This window comes from uncultured Psychroserpens sp., assembly GCF_947494225.1.
Classification (GTDB): domain Bacteria; phylum Bacteroidota; class Bacteroidia; order Flavobacteriales; family Flavobacteriaceae; genus Psychroserpens.
Window position 1 is genome coordinate 572,819 of sequence record NZ_CANLUG010000001.1, and the last position, 19,931, is coordinate 592,749.

Below are 19,931 nucleotides of genomic sequence, written 5' to 3' on the forward strand. Positions count from 1 at the left end.
TGTGCGCAAACCTATGCGTATGAGTAAAAAGAAACATCATGAAAGAACGAGAGCTCAAGAAAGCTCGAATGCTATTGAAAGAATGTATGTTACGATGAGACACTTGTTTAATCGTGGCTTCTATAAACCAATGGGTGTTTCAGGTGAAACACTTAGAGAATCTTTACTTTTATTACGACCTGAAATATATGGTTCTATTGCTGAAGAAAAGGCAGAACTAGAGGGACTACTTTATGTTGTAGATCGACTCCCAGAAGGAATCGAAGAATGCACATTTATTAACCTTACAAGTGATGAAGGTTATGGTAGCTCACATTTCAAACCTATTATTCCCCCTAAAAGACGTCGTAATTGTTATCGAATTGATGACGAACAAATGAATATTGAGATTACAAGAGGACGCTCTGAAATATATGATATCCTCACACATTTAACCTTTTTATTCGTAGAGTCTCATAAAATAAGCAAACGTGTTTTAATTGATGAAGATGGCGCAACAACCAGAGATTGGATTAAACTAGAAAAAGCAGTACTTTCTAAAAAGAAACTTACGCAACAAGAGCGTGAGATTGCTATTACGCATACCGCAAATATTTTAGGGAGAACCTTTGAAGAGTTAACAAATGCACACGCCTTATTTGCAACTAAAACAAAACCTGAACGGTTATTACATATAGTATACTGGTTGGGAAAACTTGCTATTGAAGAGGTCATTAGAAATAATAAACGAACTGTAACTTTTAGTCCTGTATTACGTGAACGACTAGGACACCATATTCATGGAGAAATTTGGGCAGACAACATTAAAGAGGTGTTATATAATAATAACCTTTTAAACCGTCCAATTCATGTTATAAGTGCAAACATGCACAGTGTAATGAACTCAATTTTTGCACCTGTTGCTCTTAAAACACTTACATCTAAAAAAGACATATTTGAGGTTTATGAAGCAATAAGTCAAAAGGAAAACGAAACGTTACGCAATAAAATCACCAAAGAAGCGTTGCAGAGAGGAATGACCTATATTAAAGACACCTCTGGAACCAATATAGATGTTCAAATTTTTGATACAGAAAAAATTGACTTTTCTAAAACAGATATTGAACTGGGAGATGCCTTTAAAAAAGAAGACATGCCAGTATTATTTGTTATGGACTATGCGTTTGGAGAACAGGCCTATGAGACTATAGATGAATTATTAAAACCAGTTAAAGTCAATGGTGAAAAAGTTCACCTAAACGTAGAATCGGTATCTATAATGGGTAAGGCAGGTATTTTAGAAGGAGGAAAAGGAGATATTATGATTCCTTCAGCTCACATTTTTGAAGGAACAGCAGATAACTATCCTTTTAAGAACGAATTGTGTAAATCAGATTTAGAAGGCCAAGGTGTAGCTGTTTATGAAGGATCAATGATTACAGTTTTAGGAACCTCACTTCAAAATAAGGAGATATTAAAGTTTTTCTATAACTCGACATGGAACGTTATTGGTCTTGAGATGGAAGGAGCGCATTACCAAAAGGCCATTCAAGCGGCATCAAAAGTTAGAGGAAGCATCAATCCAAATGTAAAAGTAAGATATGCTTATTATGCTAGTGACAACCCATTAGAAACAGGAAGCACATTGGCTTCTGGAGGTTTAGGGACTTCGGGAGTAAAACCAACATATTTAATAACACGAAAAATATTACAACAGATATTTAAATAACAACAGATATGAGTGAAAATTTACCTAATAATAATCCAAATGAAGACGTCGATTTAGGGATTTTATTTAACGCTATTGGAAATTTCTTTACTAAGATATTTGATTTTATATCAAGTATTCTCAAGGCTATTTTCTCTTCAATAATATACTTAATCAAAGCTGTAATTGAAAACTTCAAATTAATTTCGATTGTGGTGTTATTGGCTTTAATTCTTGGATATGGTTTAGAAAAAATAAAAGAACCTGTTTTTTATTCTGAGATGTTAGTAAAACCTTACTTTAATTCAAAGTATCAATTGGTGTCTAACATAGATTATTATAATTCTTTGCTAGAAAGTGAAAACTATACGAGTTTGGGTGTTATTTTTGATCTTCCCGAAGACGATTTAAAAACAATTAAAAAGTTTGAAATAGATATAGGTCCTGAAACCGAAAATCAACTCATTCAGGAATATGATAAATACGTAAAATCTATTGACAGTATTAGAGCTCAAGACGTTAGTTTTGAAGACTTTGTTGATAACAGGGATTTATACTCAAGCGATCTTTTTAGCATCAAGGTGGAGTCTACCAAAAGAGATATTTTTAAAGATTTATCAAAAGGCCTAGAGAGCACCTTCAATAACGACTACTCAAAAAAAATGATGCGTGTTAGAGATTCGACTATAGCCATTAAGAAATCCATGTATTTTGAGGACCTAAGAAAAATAGATTCCCTACAAAAAACATACATAAAAATATTAAACCAAGAGTCTGAAAAAGGAACTTTGTCTATTGGAGTAGATGGTCTTTTGCCAATTACTCAGGAAAGAACACCAACCAAAGAATACGATTTATTTAGAAATGAAATTAATATTAGAGATTCTATAAGAGTATTAGACCAATTAAAGATTGAGGAAAATGTATATTATGATGTATTATCCGATTTCACGGATATTGGCTTGAGATCTAATGAACTCTCTAAGAAATATGCGCTAATATTTCCAGCATTAGCCATCATAGCTTTATTTTTAATGTATGTAGCAACTAAAGTGATAAAGTATGCCAGAGAATATGAATAATAAAACAATTTTAATTACTGGAGGAGCAGGTTTTATTGGGTCTAATTTTATTCCATATTTTTTAAAAAATTACAACACTGTTAAAGTTATAAATTTAGACAAGCTCACTTATGCAGGTGAGCTTTCTAATTTAAAAGAAATTTCAACACACGAGAACTATGTTTTTGTAGAAGGTGATATTTGTGATAGAAACTTAATCGAACAGCTTTTTGAAACTCATGATTTTGATGCAATTATTCACTTTGCCGCAGAATCTCATGTGGATAACTCTATTGAAAAACCAGATGAATTTATCAAGACCAATATTTTTGGAACATTTAATCTTTTAGACGTTGCAAAAAATCACTGGATGGAAAGTTCAAACAAATTTAAACCTGGATGTGAATCTAAACGTTTTCACCATATTTCTACAGATGAAGTCTATGGAACATTAGGAGAAACAGGATTGTTTACTGAAGAAACATCATATGCGCCTAACAGCCCATATAGTGCCTCTAAAGCGTCTTCAGATTTTATAGTAAGAAGTTATTTTCACACCTACGGAATGAACGTAGTCACAACGAATTGCTCTAATAATTATGGACCAAAACAACATAATGAAAAGTTGATTCCCACAATTATAAGAAAAGCAATTAATGGTGAACAAATTCCTATCTATGGCGATGGTAAGAATATTAGAGATTGGCTTTACGTTCTCGATCATTGCAAAGGAATAGATTTGGTGTTTCAAAATGGAATATCTGGAGAAACTTATAATATAGGTGGCCGAAATGAAAGAGACAACCTGTATATAGCTAATAAAATATGTGAGCTATTAGATGAAATAAAACCAGGACAACAGTCATACAAGAAACAAATAACATTTGTAAAAGACAGACCTGGTCACGATTTTAGATATGCCATTGATGCCTCTAAGATTGAAAGCGAATTAGGCTGGAAAGCAGATGAGAACTTTGAAACAGGAATAAAAAAAACAATCAATTGGTATTTAGATAAATATAAAAACTAATGAAAGGAATTATTTTAGCAGGAGGCTCTGGCACAAGGTTACACCCATTAACAAGAGTTGTAAGCAAACAATTAATGCCTGTTTACGACAAACCAATGATCTATTATCCATTAACAACGTTAATGTCTGCGGGAATTAGAGAGATTTTAATTATCTCAACGTCAAAAGATACTCCGAGATTTAAAGAATTACTCGGTAATGGAGAGGATTACGGATGTGTTTTTGAATATGAAGTTCAGGAAAATCCAAACGGTCTAGCAGAAGCATTTATAATTGGTGAGTCTTTTGTAGGTGATGATAAAGTCGCACTAATTTTAGGAGACAACATATTTTATGGCTCAGGTTTAGAAGAAAAACTTAGACAATTGAACGATATCGATGGAGGAATTATTTTCGCATATCATGTTCAAGACCCGCAACGATATGGTGTAGTAGATTTTGATGAAAATAACAAAGCACTTTCAATAGAAGAGAAACCAACAAACCCAAAATCAAACTACGCGGTACCAGGAATTTACTTTTATGATAATTCAGTCATCGAAATAGCTAAAAACATAAAACCAAGTGCTAGAGGGGAACTAGAGATTACAGATGTAAATAAAACGTATCTAGAACAAGGAGATTTGAAAGTTCAAATTTTAGACAAAGGAACAGCGTGGCTAGACACAGGGACCTTTAACTCCCTTATGCAAGCCTCGCAGTTTGTTCAGGTTATAGAAGAACGACAAGGACTAAAAATAGGCTGTATTGAAGAGACCGCCTATAAAATGGGGTTTATTGATAGAGATCAACTTACAAAGTTAGCAGAACCCTTACTTAAAAGTGGTTACGGAGCATACTTACAAAACTTATAGTTGCTATGACTGTAGAAGAAACACACCTCAAAGATTGTTACGTTATAAACCCTCAGGTGTTTAAAGACAATAGAGGCTATTTTTTTGAAAGTTTTAATGCAGATAAATTTCAAAAAATAACAGGTTTAACTATCGATTTTGTTCAAGATAATGAATCTAAATCCAGTAAAAATGTCTTAAGAGGACTGCATTTTCAAATTGGTGATTATGAACAATCAAAGCTTGTTAGAGTTGTCAAAGGAGCCGTTATAGATGTATGCGTTGATCTAAGAAAAGATTCACCAACATTTAAACAATCATTCTCAATAGAGCTTAACGAAGACAATAAAAAACAATTATTTGTTCCAAAAGGCTTTGCACATGGTTTTGTGGTGTTAAAAGACGACACGATTATTAACTATAAATGCGATAATTTTTACCATAAACTGTCGGAAAGAGGAATTATATTTAACGATAAAGATTTAAATATAAATTGGGGAATTTCTGAAGGCGATGCCATACTTTCTGAAAAAGACATAAAATTACCAACACTGTCAGATTATTTAAATGAAAAGTAAAGTTTTAGTCACTGGAGCCAATGGTCAATTAGGGAAAACAATAAAAGAGATTTCTAGTAATTATATTGAATCTATTACTTTTGTTTTCGTTGAAAAGTCAGAATTAGATATTACTAAAAAGGATGAGGTCGACCGCTTTTTTAAATTAAATGATTTTGATTACTGCATCAATTGTGCAGCCTATACCAATGTGGATTTAGCCGAGACTGAAATAGAAATAGCATTAGATGCTAATGCTAACGCTGTGAAACATTTAGCACTTAGTTCCAAAACCTATGATGTTACTTTAATTCATATCTCTACAGACTATGTTTTTGATGGGACTAACACGAGACCATATAAAGAAGACGACACTACCAACCCAATAAATCAGTACGGTGAAACCAAACTTTTAGGCGAACAATACATTAAAGAAAACCTAGAAGATTATTTTATTATCAGAACCTCATGGTTATACTCTAAATTCAATAAGAATTTTGTAAAAACGATTTTCAACAAATTGAAAACCGATGAGAAGCTCACCATAATTACGTCACAGCAAGGCACACCAACCAGTTGTTTAGACTTATCAAACTTCATTGTTTTCTTGATTAAAAATACGATTAAAAATTATGGTGTCTATCACTTTTCAGCTAGAGGAAATACGACTTGGTATGGCCTAGGGGCTCACATATCGGCTTACCTAAACAAAACAACAAATGTTTCACCAATAGAAGATTATCCTTCAAAGGCTAAGCGTCCACAGTATAGTGTTTTGGATAACCAAAAAGTAGAGACGCTTACTAATAAGCCTCTTAAAAATTGGGAAGAAAGTGTAGATGAAGTTCTTAAGAGTTTATCACAGCATTAAGCTTCGCTTTATTGTGTGATAAATAGCGACAAAAATCATACATTTGCAGATTAATAAATAGATCCACATTAGGATTATTTTAATGTTTTAAATTGAAAAAATGCAACAAAAAATAGCATTAATTACAGGCGTAACTGGTCAAGATGGAGCTTATTTAAGTGAGTTCTTATTAAAAAAAGGATACATAGTTCACGGAGTTAAGAGAAGGTCATCATTGTTTAATACAGCAAGAATAGATCACTTATATCAAGATCCACATGAAGAAGATCAAAATTTCATATTACACTATGGAGATTTAACAGATAGTACTAACCTAATTAGAATTATCCAAGATGTAAAACCTGACGAAATTTACAACTTGGCAGCCATGAGTCATGTACATGTGTCTTTTGAAACACCTGAGTATACAGCCAATGCAGATGGTGTTGGAACATTAAGACTTTTAGAAGCGGTTAGAATTCTTGGATTAGAGAAGTCTACAAGAATATACCAAGCATCAACGTCAGAGTTGTATGGGAAAGTTCAAGAAGTACCTCAAACAGAAACCACTCCTTTTTACCCAAGAAGTCCATATGCAGTTGCTAAAATGTACGCCTATTGGATTACAGTAAATTATAGAGAAGCCTACGGAATCTATGCCTGTAATGGAATCTTATTCAATCATGAATCACCTATTAGAGGAGAAACTTTTGTTACTAGAAAAATAACTAGAGCAACATCTAGAATAGCTTTAGGTCTTCAAGATAAAATATATCTAGGAAACCTAGATGCCCAAAGAGATTGGGGACATGCAAAGGATTATATTCGAATGATGTGGATGATCTTACAAGCTGATACTCCTGAAGATTGGGTTATTGCTACAGGTAAAACAACATCAGTAAGAGATTTTGTTAGAATGAGCTTTGATCATGTTGGAATTGAACTAGAATTTAAAGGCAAAGGCTCAAATGAAAAAGGCTATATCAAATCTTGTAGTAATCCAGACTACCAGGTAGAAATAGGAAAAGAAGTGGTGGCTGTTGACGAAAAATATTATAGACCAACTGAAGTTGATTTACTTATAGGAGATGCAACAAAAGCAAGAGAAAAGCTTGGATGGATACCTAAGTATGACCTACCAGCATTAGTTGAAGATATGATGTCTAGCGATATTAAGTTAATGCAAAAACAACAATACTTAAAAGATGGTGGTTATAGAATTAAAAACTACTTTGAGTAAATGAAATACAATAAGTCAGGTTTTTTAGTTCTTTTCTTTGCGATCATTACTGTGACATGTTTTTGTTGTGCCGACTCTTCTGCTCAGCAAGAAGATATAAAACATACAGGCATAGACAGAACATTATATCTACTTAATAACAGCACTAAAGAACAACCAAACCAAGTAGAGATTTTGTTTTATGGGCAGTCTATAATTGGTGGTATGAAAACCAGTTTATTAGTAGACTCTCTTAAGGCACGTTTTCCTTATGCAAAGATTACATATAAACACAAACCTATAGGAGGATTTACCATACCAGATTTAACCAAAACGGTTCAACATGATGTATATCAAGAAAATCCAGATCTTATCATTTTCCATGCCTATGATGGTATAGAAGACAGTCTTTATGATGCCTTTATTAAAAATATAAGAAAACAAACTCCTGCCGATATTTTATTATTGGACCATCACTATGTTTGGGATACACCAAGTGATCGACTAGAGTCTATAAATAAGTCTCACGATTTTGATTCTAAGGCTATTCAAACCATAGCGAAAAAATACAATTGCGGTTTTGTTAATGTAAGGGAGCAATGGAAAACACATTTAGAAGAAAATACAATATCACCAAACCAATTAATGGGGAATACAATAGATCCTAATGTACACCCAAATGAAAAAGGTAATAGATTATTGAGGCAAATAGTGCTTTCAAAATTCCCGAAATCTGATGCTATAGATTATAACATTAAGGAAGAAGACTTAAGAATAATAATCCAGCCTAATCAGTTAGATAAGGATATCGAAATACCTTCAACTACTACTAATGTAGAACTTGTTTTAGAACGTTCAATAAGAAAAGTTGATACGTGTTATGTTGAGGTATTTATAGATGATAAAAAACCATCCGAGTTTCGAAGCTCTTATCATATAGAAAGACCTTCAAAAGGGTTTGAAAGCTGGATGCCAGGCATAAGCCGTGTTACTCTTGGTAAACCATTTCCTATTGAAGAAGAATGGACGATAACTATTTTTGATATGGATAGAGAACATCAAACATTTAAATTTAAACTAGAAGGAGAGAAAACAGGATTTGATGGTGAAGGAAACAATACTGAAAAGTTTTTATCCAACTCTAAAAGAATACGTATCAATGGAGCTGATTTCAATCTATTCAGAATAGAAAAAATTTTAAAAAACGAAACACCAGAAAACTTTAAAATTAAATTTAGAGTTAATCAAATCATAAAAGACACAATTAAGCTAGAGCCAGATGTAAACAAGTACAAATTATTTAGATCTAATAGCGCTCAACATCAAGCCCACAAGTTAAAGATAAATGTTGTTGGGGATCAACCTAATATTAAGCATTTAATGATTTCAACGCCTTATATAACAGACTAACCATGTTATTTAATTCTATAGATTTTGCAATATTTTTACCAGTAGTTTTAACACTCTACTGGGTTGTTTCCAAAAACTTAGTTTCTAGAAATGTTTTGATCCTTGTGTCAAGTTATTTTTTCTATGGTTGGTGGGATTGGCGATTTCTTATTTTAATAGCAATTAGCTCCTTAGTAGATTATTCGGTAGGCCTTAAAATGCATAAGACCGATAATTCCAAAACTAGAAAGCGACTCTTATTTGTGAGCTTGTTTGTTAACTTAGGCTTCCTTGTTTACTTCAAGTACACCAATTTTTTTATTGAAACTTTTGTTGATGCATTTACATTATTTGGAAGAGAGATGGAAATCTCAACTCTAAATATTATTCTTCCTGTTGGGATTAGTTTTTATACATTTCAAACCCTAAGTTATACTATAGATATTTATAGAAAACAACTTGAGCCTACAAAAAATGCTTTAGCCTTTTTTGCTTTTGTCTCCTTTTTCCCTCAATTAGTAGCAGGTCCAATCGAGAGAGCTTCACATTTATTACCTCAATTTTTTAAAATCTATAAGTTTAATTATGAAAGGGTAAAATCTGGTTTGCTTTTAATAGCATTTGGGTTGTTTAAAAAGATGGTAATAGCAGATAGAGCTGCCGTAGTCGTTAATCAGGTGTATAATAATCCTGAAGCCTATCAAGGCATTGACGTCGTGTTGGCAACCGTTCTTTTTGCTTTTCAAATTTATTGTGATTTTTCAGGTTATTCAGATATAGCGATAGGAACAGCCAGAACTATGGGGTTTGATTTAATGAAAAACTTTGATAGCCCTTATTTTTCAAAGTCCATTACAGAATTTTGGCGCCGCTGGCACATTTCACTCTCTACTTGGTTTAGAGATTATGTCTATATTCCGTTAGGAGGTAGCCGAAAAGGTAAATACAAGACATATTTTAACCTGTTCTTGGTGTTTTTGCTAAGTGGTTTATGGCATGGCGCAGCTATAAATTTTGTGATTTGGGGAGCGGTTCACGGACTAATAATAGTATTAGAAAAAGCAACATATAAAAACAGAAAAAAAGTATACGCCAAACTAGGTCTAGATAAAAAGCAGTTTTCTAACAACCTCTTTTTTTCAATTGTAACCTTTATCATTGTTTGCTTCGCATGGATATTTTTTAGAGCAGACACGTTTATTAATGCTAAACTTTTAATCAAAAATATTTTTGTAAATAATTATGTATCTGTCGTTTCAGATTCTATTTACAACTTAGGACTAGAAAAAACACATATGATTCCGCTTTTTGTGTTTATTGTATTATTATTAGTTTTTGAAATTATCCATAGTCGTAAAAATGTCTCGTCTTTTTTTAATAAGCAATCCATTATCTTTAGGTGGCTTTTTTATATTATTATCGTGTTTACAATTATGCTTTATGGTGTTTATGGAGATGACGACACTTCACAATTTATTTATTTTCAATTTTAAATCTAAAGTGTAATGAGTAAACTATATATAAAATCAATCATATTCTTAATCATTACCGTAATACTGGTTAAAGTTATTGATCGCTATTGTATCCAAGATGAGTTTTTTCATACCACATATAATAATTTTTTAAATGAGGATAACGACTATGATTTTGTGTATATGGGGAATTCACTATCTCAAAGAACATATAATACAAGGTATGTAGATAGTATACTTCACACTAAAAGTGTTAACATTGGCAGTTCTGCACAACACTTTGCTATCACCAAGGCAATATTTGATCACTTTATTGAAAATGAAAAACTGCACCCAAAACAAGTGTTGGTTATTGAAATATCGCCATGGCAATTTAAAAAATATGAAACCGAGCGATTAAAATTTCTTCAAATGGCAGCTTTAGATGAATTAAAATTCTCTAAAGAATACCTATCGCTAATAGGAAAGTTTTACGAGCCTACCGAGTACCCTAGAGCTATGAGTCCTACGATTAGATTTCACGATAATCTATCAAAAGAGCTTATTGAAACCAGAAACAGAACAGACTACTTAAGCAAAGCTAACATTGACGGTTTTGAACTTAATGAATCACACATCTTAAAAGAAGAGTTAAAGAACAAGAAAAAGGATTATAAACAAGTAGCATCCGAGTATAGCACTCTGGTTGATAACGCTTCAGAAATTAAATTAGATGCTGAAAGTGAAGACTTGATTTTGGGGATTATAGAAAAATGTAAAGAAAAGAACATAAAATTACTTTTTGTTACAGCTCCTGCTTTAAACATGATCTACGAAAAGAATGAATATGGAAAAATGAAGTACATTGAAACATTCTTAAAATCTCATAATGCAACACATTTTAATTTTAACCGAATTTTTAATCAAATCAATTTAACGGCAAATGATTTTAGTGATTTATCTCACCTAAACAAGTATGGAAACAGAAAACTTGCGCCCATTCTGCTAGATTCGATCACCACATCGTTTGATATTAAAAGGGGAGTTAAAAATGATGTTTCAGAAAAAAACACTTCGGAAAAAGAAGTACAACCTGAAACCACTAAAAATATCACGAGTGATAACATTAAAGGTTGGAGTCGTGTAAATACTCTAATTAAAAACACTGATTTAATTTATAATTCTAAAGATAGCATAAGCCATATTTCAAGGCACGAAGATTCTAAAAATGCCTATGTGAGAGTTAAAGGAATAGGATCAAAAGAGGATGCAGATTACGGGGTTAGTTTTACAGTAAAAAAAGGAGATTTAGGAAGTTATTTTGGTTTAAGAATATCAGGAGTATATCCAAATAGAGTAGATGCTATTTTTGATCTGGAGAAAGGTGTAGTAAAAGGTGTAGCGGCGGCAGGAGATTTTAAAAATGAAAACGCAAGTATCAAATCATTAGGAGATGGCTGGTATATATGTTCGTTATCCGGAAACGCAAATACCACCAACTTACATGTTATATTTGGTCCAACAGATAAAGACAGACAAGTACCAACTTGGGAAGGAGGCACTAAAAGCACCAATGATGTTTATCTCGTACCTAATAGTATAGAATTTATGAAACCATCTTTTGAAAATGAATAAGAACTCAAAAATTTATGTTGCTGGCCATAGAGGTCTTGTTGGGAGTGCATTATTAGAAAACCTTCAACAAAAAGGATATACCAATATTGTTACAAGAACCCATAAAGAACTAGACCTAACTAATCAAGTTGCTGTTGCCGAGTTTTTTAAAACAGAAACACCAGAATATGTGTTTTTAGCAGCCGCAAAAGTTGGAGGCATAATAGCAAATAATGTCTATAGGGCAGATTTTATATACGCCAATATGATGATTCAAAACAATGTAATTCATCATAGCTACATTAATAATGTTAAGAAGCTGCTGTTTTTAGGAAGCACATGTATCTATCCTAAAAATGCACCCCAACCAATGAAAGAAGATTATCTTCTTACAGACGTTTTGGAGTATACAAATGAACCTTATGCGATTGCGAAAATTGCTGGTATCAAAATGTGTGAAAGTTACAACTTGCAGTATGGCACAGATTTTATTTCGGTAATGCCTACCAATTTGTATGGTCCTAATGATAATTTTGATTTAGAAAAATCACATGTACTTCCAGCCTTAATAAGAAAAATCCACCTTTCAAAACTATTAAGTGAATCAGCATTTGACGAGATATTGAAAGATACAGGACTATCAACTATTGAAGAGGCAAAAACATATTTGTCGTCCTTTGGGGTATCAGAAAACACGGTTGAGATATGGGGAACAGGTAAACCAAAGCGCGAATTTTTATGGTCTAAAGACATGGCTGATGCTTGTGTGTTTATTATGGAACATAGAGGTTTTAAAGACACCTTTTTAGAAGGCGAAAAAGAAATAAGAAACACGCACATCAATATTGGTACAGGAGAAGATATTTCAATTAAAGAACTGGCCGAAACCATAAAAAATGTTATAGGTTACAATGGCTCGCTTGTGTTTAATACAGATAAACCAGATGGTACACTTAGAAAACTAACCGACGTATCTAAGTTACATGCTTTAGGGTGGACGCATAAAATGAAATTAGAGAACGGAATAAAACACATATATGATTGGTATAGAAATAAATAAAAACTTACAAACTGCCATAGAAGCATCACTTAAAGCAGGAGATGTTATTATGCAAGTTTATGATACGGCGTTTGATGTTGAACTTAAAGATGACAAATCTCCTTTAACTGAAGCCGATAAGAAAGCAAACGATGTTATTAACTCATATTTAGAACCTACATCTATTCCTATTATTAGTGAAGAGAATAAGCAAACCGATTTTACGATTAGAAAGACATGGTCTACTTGCTGGGTTGTAGACCCCGTAGATGGCACCAAAGAATTTATAAAGCGTAACGGCGAATTTACAGTTAATATCGCATTGGTTAGAGAAGGAAAACCTATATTAGGAGTTATTTACGTTCCTGTTGTGAAAACATTGTACTTTGCTAATGTAGAACAAAATAAAGCATACAAATGCGAATTGAAGGAACATGATACATCGTTAGCTTCAATTAGTGAAAATGCTATCCCGCTTCAACCTAAAACCAATACATCTCAATTAGTTCAAGTTGTAGGAAGCAGATCTCATATGAGCCAAGAAACTTTAGATTATGTTAATGATTTAAAGGAAAAAGACTATGATGTTGAAATTGTATCTAAAGGAAGTTCACTTAAATTTTGCTTAGTGGCCGAAGGCAGTGCAGATGTGTATCCAAGATTTGCACCAACAATGGAATGGGACACAGCAGCCGGACAAGCCATTTGTGAGGCTGTAGGAGTTGAGGTTATTTCGAAAGAAACAAATGCATCATTACTTTACAATAAAGAAAACTTATTAAACCCATGGTTTATAGTTTCTAAGAGTTAATATCTTAACTATGACTACTTACAAGAAAGAGTCGCATATTAGAAGTCTCTTAAAAGGGATTTCATGGAGAATTGTAGCAACTACAGATACTATTTTAGTTGTTCTGCTCATTACTTGTATTACAGGACATTGTAGTATTGAGAACGCTATCAAGATAGGTTCTATAGAATTTCTTATTAAATTTTTAGTGTATTATGTTCATGAGAGAATATGGCAAAGAGTGTTGGTGCATAAAACTGTAAAACAAAAACAAACACTACAAAAAACAATTTCGTGGCGCATTATTGCCACTTCAATGACCTTTGTAATTTCAGGGTCTGTCTTAGATGCTTTTGATGAAATAGCATTATATATTGCACTTACAGAATTATTTACGAAATTCGCATTGTATTACTTACACGAGAGACTTTGGCTAAAACTCCCTTTAGGCAGAATTAGACATTTTTTTTTCGGTAAAAAAAGATAACATGTCAAAACACATTATTCCCCATAGCTATCAGGTTTCTAAAAACGACAGAATAGCAGCTAATAAACACGGCTCTTTTTTAATTTGGTTTACAGGCCTTTCTGGTTCTGGAAAGTCCACCATTGCTAACTTAGTTGAAAAAAAACTTTTTGAAAATGGTGTAAAAACATATGCTCTTGATGGAGATAATATTAGAAAAGGTATTAATAAAGACCTATCATTTTCTCCAGAAGACAGAAAAGAAAATATTAGACGTATAGCCGAAATAGCCAACTTAATGATTGATGCAGGACTAGTTGTTTTAGCAGCATTCGTTTCTCCATATAAAAAAGACAGAGAGAACATCAGAACTATCGTTAAAGATGTTAACTTTGTCGAAGTTTATATAAACACAAGTATTGAAGAATGTGAGCGACGAGATGTTAAGGGGCTTTATAAAAAAGCAAGGGCAGGAGAAATAAAGAATATGACTGGGATTTCGGCGCCTTATGAAGCTCCAGAAACTCCAGATATTGAGATAAAAACTGAGGATGAATCTATAGAAGATTCTGTAAAAAGAATAGTAGATTTAATAACAACAAAATTACAACTCAACAATGAGTAAGTATTATTTAAATTATTTAGACGAATTAGAAAGTGAGGCCATTTATATTTTACGAGAAGTATGGGCTCAGTTTGACAATCCAGTAATTTTATTTTCAGGAGGGAAAGATTCTATTTTAGTAACACATTTGGCTAAAAAAGCATTTTATCCTGCTAAAATTCCTTTTCCATTAATGCACGTCGATACAGGTCATAATTTTCCTGAAACGATTCAGTTTAGAGATGATATTATTAAAGATTTAGGTGTAGAACTTATTGTTGGTTCTGTACAGGAATCTATTGATGAAGGTAGAGTTGCCGAAGAAAAAGGAAAAAACGCTACTAGAAATGCGCTTCAAATCACAACCTTACTTGATGCTATAGAATACAATAAAATCGATTGTGCTATTGGAGGTGGACGACGTGATGAAGAAAAAGCAAGAGCAAAAGAGCGCTTTTTCTCGCATAGAGATGATTTTGGACAATGGGATCCAAAAAACCAACGACCAGAATTGTGGAATATTTTTAATGGAAAACATTTTGAAGGTGAACATTTTAGAGCGTTTCCAATTAGTAACTGGACAGAAATGGATGTTTGGAACTATATTAAAAGAGAAAACATTGCTATTCCGTCATTGTATTTTGCACACGAAAGAGAAGTGGTTTGGAGACAAGATAGCTGGATACCAAACTCAGAGTTTTTAGTTCTTGAAGACAACGAAGAGATTGTAACTAAAAAGATAAGATTTAGAACCTTAGGCGATATTACCATCACAGGTGGGATAGAATCTGATGCCGATACCCTAGAAAAAATAGCAGATGAAGTTTCTGGAATGCGTCAAACCGAAAGAGGAAATAGAAGTGATGATAAGCGTTCTGAATCGGCAATGGAAGATAGAAAACGTCAAGGATACTTTTAAAAAGAAATTAAGCTAATGTTAGATAATAATCAATTATTACGTTTTACAACTGCAGGAAGTGTAGACGACGGAAAAAGTACATTAATCGGTCGTTTGCTGTACGATTCAAAATCTATTTTTGAAGATCAATTACAAGCTATTGAGAATACAAGTAAAAAGAAAGGCCATGATGGTGTTGATTTAGCCTTATTTACAGACGGATTAAAAGACGAACGAGAGCAAGGAATTACAATAGATGTAGCCTATAGATATTTTACAACTCCTAAACGCAAATTTATAATTGCCGATACACCAGGACATATTCAATATACAAGAAATATGGTCACAGGAGCGTCAACTGCTAACGCCGCAATTATATTGGTAGATGCAAGACACGGTGTAATTGAACAAACTAAACGCCATTCCTTCATTGCTTCTTTACTTCAAATACCTCATATTATTGTATGTATCAATAAAATGGATTTAGTAGATTATTCTGAAGAGGCTTATAACAAGGTGATTAATCAATTTGAAGAATTTTCATCTAAATTATTGGTTCACGATATTCGTTTTATTCCAATAAGCGCCTTAAACGGAGATAACGTGGTTAATAGATCTGAAACGATGAAATGGTATCAAGGAGCTCCTTTATTACATACCTTAGAAACAATGCATATTAGTAGTGATATTAATAAGGTAGATGCACGATTTCCTGTTCAAACAGTTTTGAGACCACAGAGTGAAAGCCATAGAGACTACAGAGGTTATGCTGGTAGAGTTGCTAGTGGGATTTTTAGAGTAGGTGATGAGGTCACTATAATGCCTTCTGGCTTTACTTCAAAAATAAAAACAATCGACACATTAAAAGACAGCTTAGAGGAGGCTTATGCACCTATGTCTGTTTCAATTACTCTAGAAGATGATATAGATATTTCTAGAGGTGATATGATTGTAAGATCTAATAACAAACCAGAACCTGTTCAAGATATAGAAGTAATGCTTTGTTGGTTGCACAATAACCCAGCAAAACCAAGAGCAAAATACAGTATTCGTCATACAAGTAACGAACAAAAGGCAATGATTAAAGACATTGTCTATAAAATAAACATCGAAACTTTAGATCGTAATGTTGACGATAAAGACCTTAAAATGAATGATATTTCTAAGGTGAAAATAAGAACAACAAAACCATTAATGATTGACTCTTATAGAGAAAACAGAACTACAGGTAGCATTATACTTATAGACGACACAACTAATGAAACTGTTGCCGCCGGAATGATTGTTTAATTTACCAAAGAAAACGTATATAAATGAAAGTTTCAATAACAGGGTTTCTCATTATAGGATTGCTTTTATTTTCCTGCTCTAATAAAGTCCCTAAACCAGATAATCTTATTTCTGAAGGGAAAATGGTTGATATCATTTATGATGTTTCAATTTTAGCCGCTGCCAAAGGGGTGAACAAAAAACTTATTGAAGACAAGGGTATTTTACCTGAAACATTTATTTATTCTAAACACAATATAGATAGCCTACAATTTGTGGCTAGCCTCAACTACTACGCTGATGATCCAGAATTATACAATTCTATTTATACACGAGTTGAGAACAAGATTCTAGCAAAGCAAGAGAGCATTGGTGGAGCAACCGAAAAAAAGGAAAATACCACAAAAGACGACCAAATTGCAAATAGATCTAGAACCCTTTTAAATAATAAAAATTTAAGTGACCTAAGTGATGGCTATAGTGTTAATATCATTGGTACTAGCGTTGAGAAAACCGATCTTAAATTTAAAGGTAAAGATGTTATTAAGGTTACTAGAAACTCTATCGTTAGAGCAGCGTACGTTGTTATAAATGATGTTGAAATTGATGCCCAAAAAGACATAGAAATATCTGTTTTTGTTAAAAAGACCCAAAATGTAAGTGCCTTCGGACTAAGAATTTCTGATGTATATCCTAATAGGGTTGATGCGATATTTGATTTAACCCAAGGTCAACTAAAAGGGATTAAATCTACAGGCTACTTTGAAAATGGAGGTGCCACAATAGAACAGGTTGATAAAGACTGGTTTGAATGTAAAATAAAAACCAAAACCAAAACCGATAAAGTAAAAATTATTTTTGGACCAACAGATATTGATAAACCTATAGAAGGCTGGGAAGGAAAGTCTGACGTGCTATCAAATGTATACGTTACACTTCCTATGGTAGAAAAAGATTAATTTAACTATGAAAATAAAACAGATACTAAACAAGTTTGAACATGCTACTAGGTTATTATATATTAATTCTGTTACCTTAATAAATACTTCTGTTTTAGTTGTCGAATATCCAAAATCTGGAGGCACATGGTTAGCTCAATTGCTGTCAGGATGCTTAAAGCTACCCTTTCCTAGAAACCAATATCCTATACTTAAAAAAGCAGTATATCACAGCCATTACCAACCTAAATACTTAATTGATAAAAACAAACATATTGTTTGGCTACTAAGAGATGGTCGAGATATTATGGTCTCATCTTATTTTCACCATTTGGTATGGAATGATAAAAACAAAAAAGACCCTAAACTAGTAAACTACTATAGAAGTAAGTTGAAGTTTGAAGATTATTCTGATATAAAAACAAACCTTGCTACCTATATTGAGTTTTTGTTTACAGATAAACCGTCTAAGTTCCTCTTTTTTAATTATCCTGGAAATTGGAAAGACTATAATCAAAAATGGCTAGATGCTTCAAAAAAATTAGATAATATATACCTAATTAGATATGAAGACATGCTGAAAGACACCTTTTCGGAAACCGAAAAACTTATGTGCTTTTTCTCAAATAAAGCAAACCATGATAAAGAGCATATTCGAGCAACAGTTAATAGATATTCATTTGAAAATCAAACCAAACGTAAACCTGGAGAGGAAAATACCACGAGCTTTTTAAGAAAAGGAATTTCAGGAGATTGGAAAAACTACTTTACAGAAGACGCAAAAAAGGTCTTTAAAAAATATGCAGGAGAAATGCTCGTAGATTTAGGTTATGAAGAAGACTTAAATTGGTAAATATTAGCTAAACTTAAATATGGGACCACTAAAAAAGCTTTTTAATACACTTAAAGACTCTGTAGTTAAAAAGAGTCTTTATGTTTTAGTTTTAAGAGCTTCTGGAGCGGCTTTACAAATATTAGTTTTACTACTCATAACCAATAATGCTAGTGAAGAACTAGTAGGACAATACAATTACTTTAATTCTACCATTATTGTATTAAGTGCACTTACATTACTTGGTATGAATAGTTCATTTCTTCAGTTTTCTGGAAAACTAGATGCTTTAGGTGAATTTGGGAAAATCGTATCGTTATATAAGAAAAAGATAACGCTCTTAGTAATCATGTATCTTGTTTTACTATGTGGGTTTTTAATTACGTCCAGATTATTTTCAATTACTTATTTCCAAGACCCAGAGGTCGTTTATGTACTCAATAAGGTATTTATTGTACTACTGCCGTTCGCAATTACGTTACTTAATTTAGAGGTATTAAGAGCTCTAGACTTACTGTATACATCAGAAACGTTAAGAAATGTAGGTCGTTTTGGTTTACTCTTACTGCTAGTATTAATTATTATTTATGTGGATAATATAGGCTTGCTATTTGATGCTTTTATAGTGTCTTTTTTAATTTTAGCAGTGTTTTCATCAGTGTTAATTTTACTTAAAATAAAAGAAGTAACTGTTATTAAAAACGCCCTTAATATAAGCTATAAAGAGATTATAAAAGTATCGTTCCCAATGTCTTTTAGCCTTATCTCATTACTTATAATGCAAAGTTTTGATGTTTATGTTTTGGAAATGTACTTTTCATTTACAATTGTAGCGTATTATGGTATAGCAATTAAGATATCGGCTGTGGTGGGTATTATACTTACATCTATTAACGCTACAATAGCGCCTCAAATATCAAAACTGTTTTATGAAGATAATAAACCAGATTTAAGGAAAGTAATCACCAAGGCCACAACATTAAATGTAGCGCTATCAATACCTTTGATAATTGGAATTATAATGTGTTCTAATTTAATCTTATCTTTTTTCGGTGAAAACTACGTTATGGCAAAACAAGCGCTATACGTTATTCTTTTTGGTCAAATAATTAACACCTTATGTGGACCCGTTGGGTTGTATTTGAACATGACGGGAAGACAAGTTTTTTTTCAACGTGTATTATTAGTAGCTCTTGTTATAAATGTGGTAATGAATCTCATTTTAATACCAAAATATGAAATGATTGGAGCAGCGATAAGTACAGCGTTTTCTTTTACTTTTTGGAATATTATTGGATTGATTTATATCTGGAAAAAAGATAAAATTAATTTGTCTATATTTAAATCTTTCAACATTTAATCTGAAAAAAGAGAAGCTTTAAAAATGAAATTAAGCAACATTGT

19 protein-coding genes are annotated in these 19,931 nt (G+C 32.5%); all 19 read left to right on the forward strand.

All coding sequences use genetic code 11. The features are described 5' to 3' along the window. The first annotated feature begins 19 nt into the window (after positions 1-19). Entirely contained in the window at positions 20-1,708 is a 1,689-nt protein-coding gene (locus tag Q0893_RS02550; protein WP_298901115.1) for a hypothetical protein, read from the forward strand. 8 nt (positions 1,709-1,716) lie between these two features. Continuing rightward, on the forward strand, positions 1,717-2,769 hold the full coding sequence (locus Q0893_RS02555; protein WP_298901114.1) for a hypothetical protein: 1,053 nt from the start codon (positions 1,717-1,719) through the stop codon (positions 2,767-2,769). After that, positions 2,762-3,778, forward strand: coding sequence for a dTDP-glucose 4,6-dehydratase (rfbB, locus tag Q0893_RS02560; protein ID WP_299272269.1), 1,017 nt, complete (start codon positions 2,762-2,764; stop codon positions 3,776-3,778). Before Q0893_RS02555 ends, rfbB begins: the two co-directional genes overlap by 8 nt. Beyond that, a complete protein-coding gene (gene rfbA / locus Q0893_RS02565; RefSeq protein WP_298901112.1) occupies positions 3,778-4,632 on the forward strand; it encodes a glucose-1-phosphate thymidylyltransferase RfbA in 855 nt (284 codons plus the stop codon). The genes rfbB and rfbA overlap by 1 nt, the downstream gene beginning before the upstream one ends. A 5-nt stretch (positions 4,633-4,637) precedes the next feature. Further along, on the forward strand, positions 4,638-5,189 hold the full coding sequence (rfbC, locus tag Q0893_RS02570) for a dTDP-4-dehydrorhamnose 3,5-epimerase (protein WP_299272271.1): 552 nt from the start codon (positions 4,638-4,640) through the stop codon (positions 5,187-5,189). Next, positions 5,179-6,039 carry a dTDP-4-dehydrorhamnose reductase gene (gene rfbD / locus Q0893_RS02575; RefSeq protein WP_298901110.1) on the forward strand — a complete coding sequence of 287 codons (861 nt, stop codon included), beginning with the start codon at positions 5,179-5,181 and terminating at the stop codon, positions 6,037-6,039. Before rfbC ends, rfbD begins: the two co-directional genes overlap by 11 nt. 100 nt (positions 6,040-6,139) lie before the next feature. After that, positions 6,140-7,258: a GDP-mannose 4,6-dehydratase gene (gmd, locus tag Q0893_RS02580; protein WP_298901109.1), complete on the forward strand. Its 1,119-nt coding sequence runs from the start codon at positions 6,140-6,142 to the stop codon at positions 7,256-7,258. Next, a complete protein-coding gene (locus Q0893_RS02585) occupies positions 7,259-8,647 on the forward strand; it encodes a hypothetical protein (protein ID WP_299272274.1) in 1,389 nt (462 codons plus the stop codon). A gap of 2 nt (positions 8,648-8,649) precedes the next feature. Continuing rightward, positions 8,650-10,119, forward strand: coding sequence for an MBOAT family O-acyltransferase (locus Q0893_RS02590; protein WP_299272276.1), 1,470 nt, complete (start codon positions 8,650-8,652; stop codon positions 10,117-10,119). Between the two features lie 12 nt (positions 10,120-10,131). Then, the gene (locus Q0893_RS02595; protein WP_298901106.1) at positions 10,132-11,712 is read left to right on the forward strand and encodes a hypothetical protein; all 1,581 of its coding nucleotides are present in this window, start codon (positions 10,132-10,134) and stop codon (positions 11,710-11,712) included. Next, positions 11,705-12,751: a GDP-L-fucose synthase gene (locus Q0893_RS02600; RefSeq protein ID WP_298901105.1), complete on the forward strand. Its 1,047-nt coding sequence runs from the start codon at positions 11,705-11,707 to the stop codon at positions 12,749-12,751. The genes Q0893_RS02595 and Q0893_RS02600 overlap by 8 nt, the downstream gene beginning before the upstream one ends. After that, positions 12,729-13,541, forward strand: coding sequence for a 3'(2'),5'-bisphosphate nucleotidase CysQ (gene cysQ / locus Q0893_RS02605; protein WP_298901104.1), 813 nt, complete (start codon positions 12,729-12,731; stop codon positions 13,539-13,541). The genes Q0893_RS02600 and cysQ overlap by 23 nt, the downstream gene beginning before the upstream one ends. Positions 13,542-13,551: 10 nt before the next feature. After that, complete coding sequence (locus Q0893_RS02610) at positions 13,552-14,007, forward strand: DUF2061 domain-containing protein (protein WP_298901103.1); 456 nt, start codon at positions 13,552-13,554, stop codon at positions 14,005-14,007. Position 14,008: 1 nt separating this feature from the next. Then, the gene (cysC, locus tag Q0893_RS02615) at positions 14,009-14,611 is read left to right on the forward strand and encodes an adenylyl-sulfate kinase (protein ID WP_298901102.1); all 603 of its coding nucleotides are present in this window, start codon (positions 14,009-14,011) and stop codon (positions 14,609-14,611) included. Next, positions 14,604-15,509 (forward strand): sulfate adenylyltransferase subunit CysD, encoded by a 906-nt coding sequence (gene cysD / locus Q0893_RS02620; protein WP_298901101.1) that lies wholly within the window; start codon positions 14,604-14,606, stop codon positions 15,507-15,509. The genes cysC and cysD overlap by 8 nt, the downstream gene beginning before the upstream one ends. 15 nt (positions 15,510-15,524) lie before the next feature. Beyond that, complete coding sequence (gene cysN / locus Q0893_RS02625; protein ID WP_298901100.1) at positions 15,525-16,778, forward strand: sulfate adenylyltransferase subunit CysN; 1,254 nt, start codon at positions 15,525-15,527, stop codon at positions 16,776-16,778. 23 nt (positions 16,779-16,801) lie between these two features. Beyond that, on the forward strand, positions 16,802-17,716 hold the full coding sequence (locus tag Q0893_RS02630; protein ID WP_298901099.1) for a DUF4296 domain-containing protein: 915 nt from the start codon (positions 16,802-16,804) through the stop codon (positions 17,714-17,716). A 7-nt stretch (positions 17,717-17,723) separates the two neighbouring features. Next, the gene (locus Q0893_RS02635) at positions 17,724-18,548 is read left to right on the forward strand and encodes a sulfotransferase domain-containing protein (protein ID WP_298901098.1); all 825 of its coding nucleotides are present in this window, start codon (positions 17,724-17,726) and stop codon (positions 18,546-18,548) included. Between the two features lie 19 nt (positions 18,549-18,567). Beyond that, positions 18,568-19,887, forward strand: coding sequence for a polysaccharide biosynthesis C-terminal domain-containing protein (locus Q0893_RS02640; protein WP_298901097.1), 1,320 nt, complete (start codon positions 18,568-18,570; stop codon positions 19,885-19,887). Positions 19,888-19,931: the final 44 nt, after the last annotated feature.

Bases quoted from the DNA above. Each gene is read 5' to 3' on its own strand.
- Q0893_RS02550 (WP_298901115.1), top strand. From the start codon at position 20: ATGAGTAAAAAGAAACATCATGAAAGAACGAGAGCTCAAGAAAGCTCG.
- Q0893_RS02555 (WP_298901114.1), top strand. From the start codon at position 1,717: ATGAGTGAAAATTTACCTAATAATAATCCAAATGAAGACGTCGATTTA.
- rfbB (WP_299272269.1), top strand. From the start codon at position 2,762: ATGAATAATAAAACAATTTTAATTACTGGAGGAGCAGGTTTTATTGGG.
- rfbA (WP_298901112.1), top strand. From the start codon at position 3,778: ATGAAAGGAATTATTTTAGCAGGAGGCTCTGGCACAAGGTTACACCCA.
- rfbC (WP_299272271.1), top strand. From the start codon at position 4,638: ATGACTGTAGAAGAAACACACCTCAAAGATTGTTACGTTATAAACCCT.
- rfbD (WP_298901110.1), top strand. From the start codon at position 5,179: ATGAAAAGTAAAGTTTTAGTCACTGGAGCCAATGGTCAATTAGGGAAA.
- gmd (WP_298901109.1), top strand. From the start codon at position 6,140: ATGCAACAAAAAATAGCATTAATTACAGGCGTAACTGGTCAAGATGGA.
- Q0893_RS02585 (WP_299272274.1), top strand. From the start codon at position 7,259: ATGAAATACAATAAGTCAGGTTTTTTAGTTCTTTTCTTTGCGATCATT.
- Q0893_RS02590 (WP_299272276.1), top strand. From the start codon at position 8,650: ATGTTATTTAATTCTATAGATTTTGCAATATTTTTACCAGTAGTTTTA.
- Q0893_RS02595 (WP_298901106.1), top strand. From the start codon at position 10,132: ATGAGTAAACTATATATAAAATCAATCATATTCTTAATCATTACCGTA.
- Q0893_RS02600 (WP_298901105.1), top strand. From the start codon at position 11,705: ATGAATAAGAACTCAAAAATTTATGTTGCTGGCCATAGAGGTCTTGTT.
- cysQ (WP_298901104.1), top strand. From the start codon at position 12,729: ATGATTGGTATAGAAATAAATAAAAACTTACAAACTGCCATAGAAGCA.
- Q0893_RS02610 (WP_298901103.1), top strand. From the start codon at position 13,552: ATGACTACTTACAAGAAAGAGTCGCATATTAGAAGTCTCTTAAAAGGG.
- cysC (WP_298901102.1), top strand. From the start codon at position 14,009: ATGTCAAAACACATTATTCCCCATAGCTATCAGGTTTCTAAAAACGAC.
- cysD (WP_298901101.1), top strand. From the start codon at position 14,604: ATGAGTAAGTATTATTTAAATTATTTAGACGAATTAGAAAGTGAGGCC.
- cysN (WP_298901100.1), top strand. From the start codon at position 15,525: ATGTTAGATAATAATCAATTATTACGTTTTACAACTGCAGGAAGTGTA.
- Q0893_RS02630 (WP_298901099.1), top strand. From the start codon at position 16,802: ATGAAAGTTTCAATAACAGGGTTTCTCATTATAGGATTGCTTTTATTT.
- Q0893_RS02635 (WP_298901098.1), top strand. From the start codon at position 17,724: ATGAAAATAAAACAGATACTAAACAAGTTTGAACATGCTACTAGGTTA.
- Q0893_RS02640 (WP_298901097.1), top strand. From the start codon at position 18,568: ATGGGACCACTAAAAAAGCTTTTTAATACACTTAAAGACTCTGTAGTT.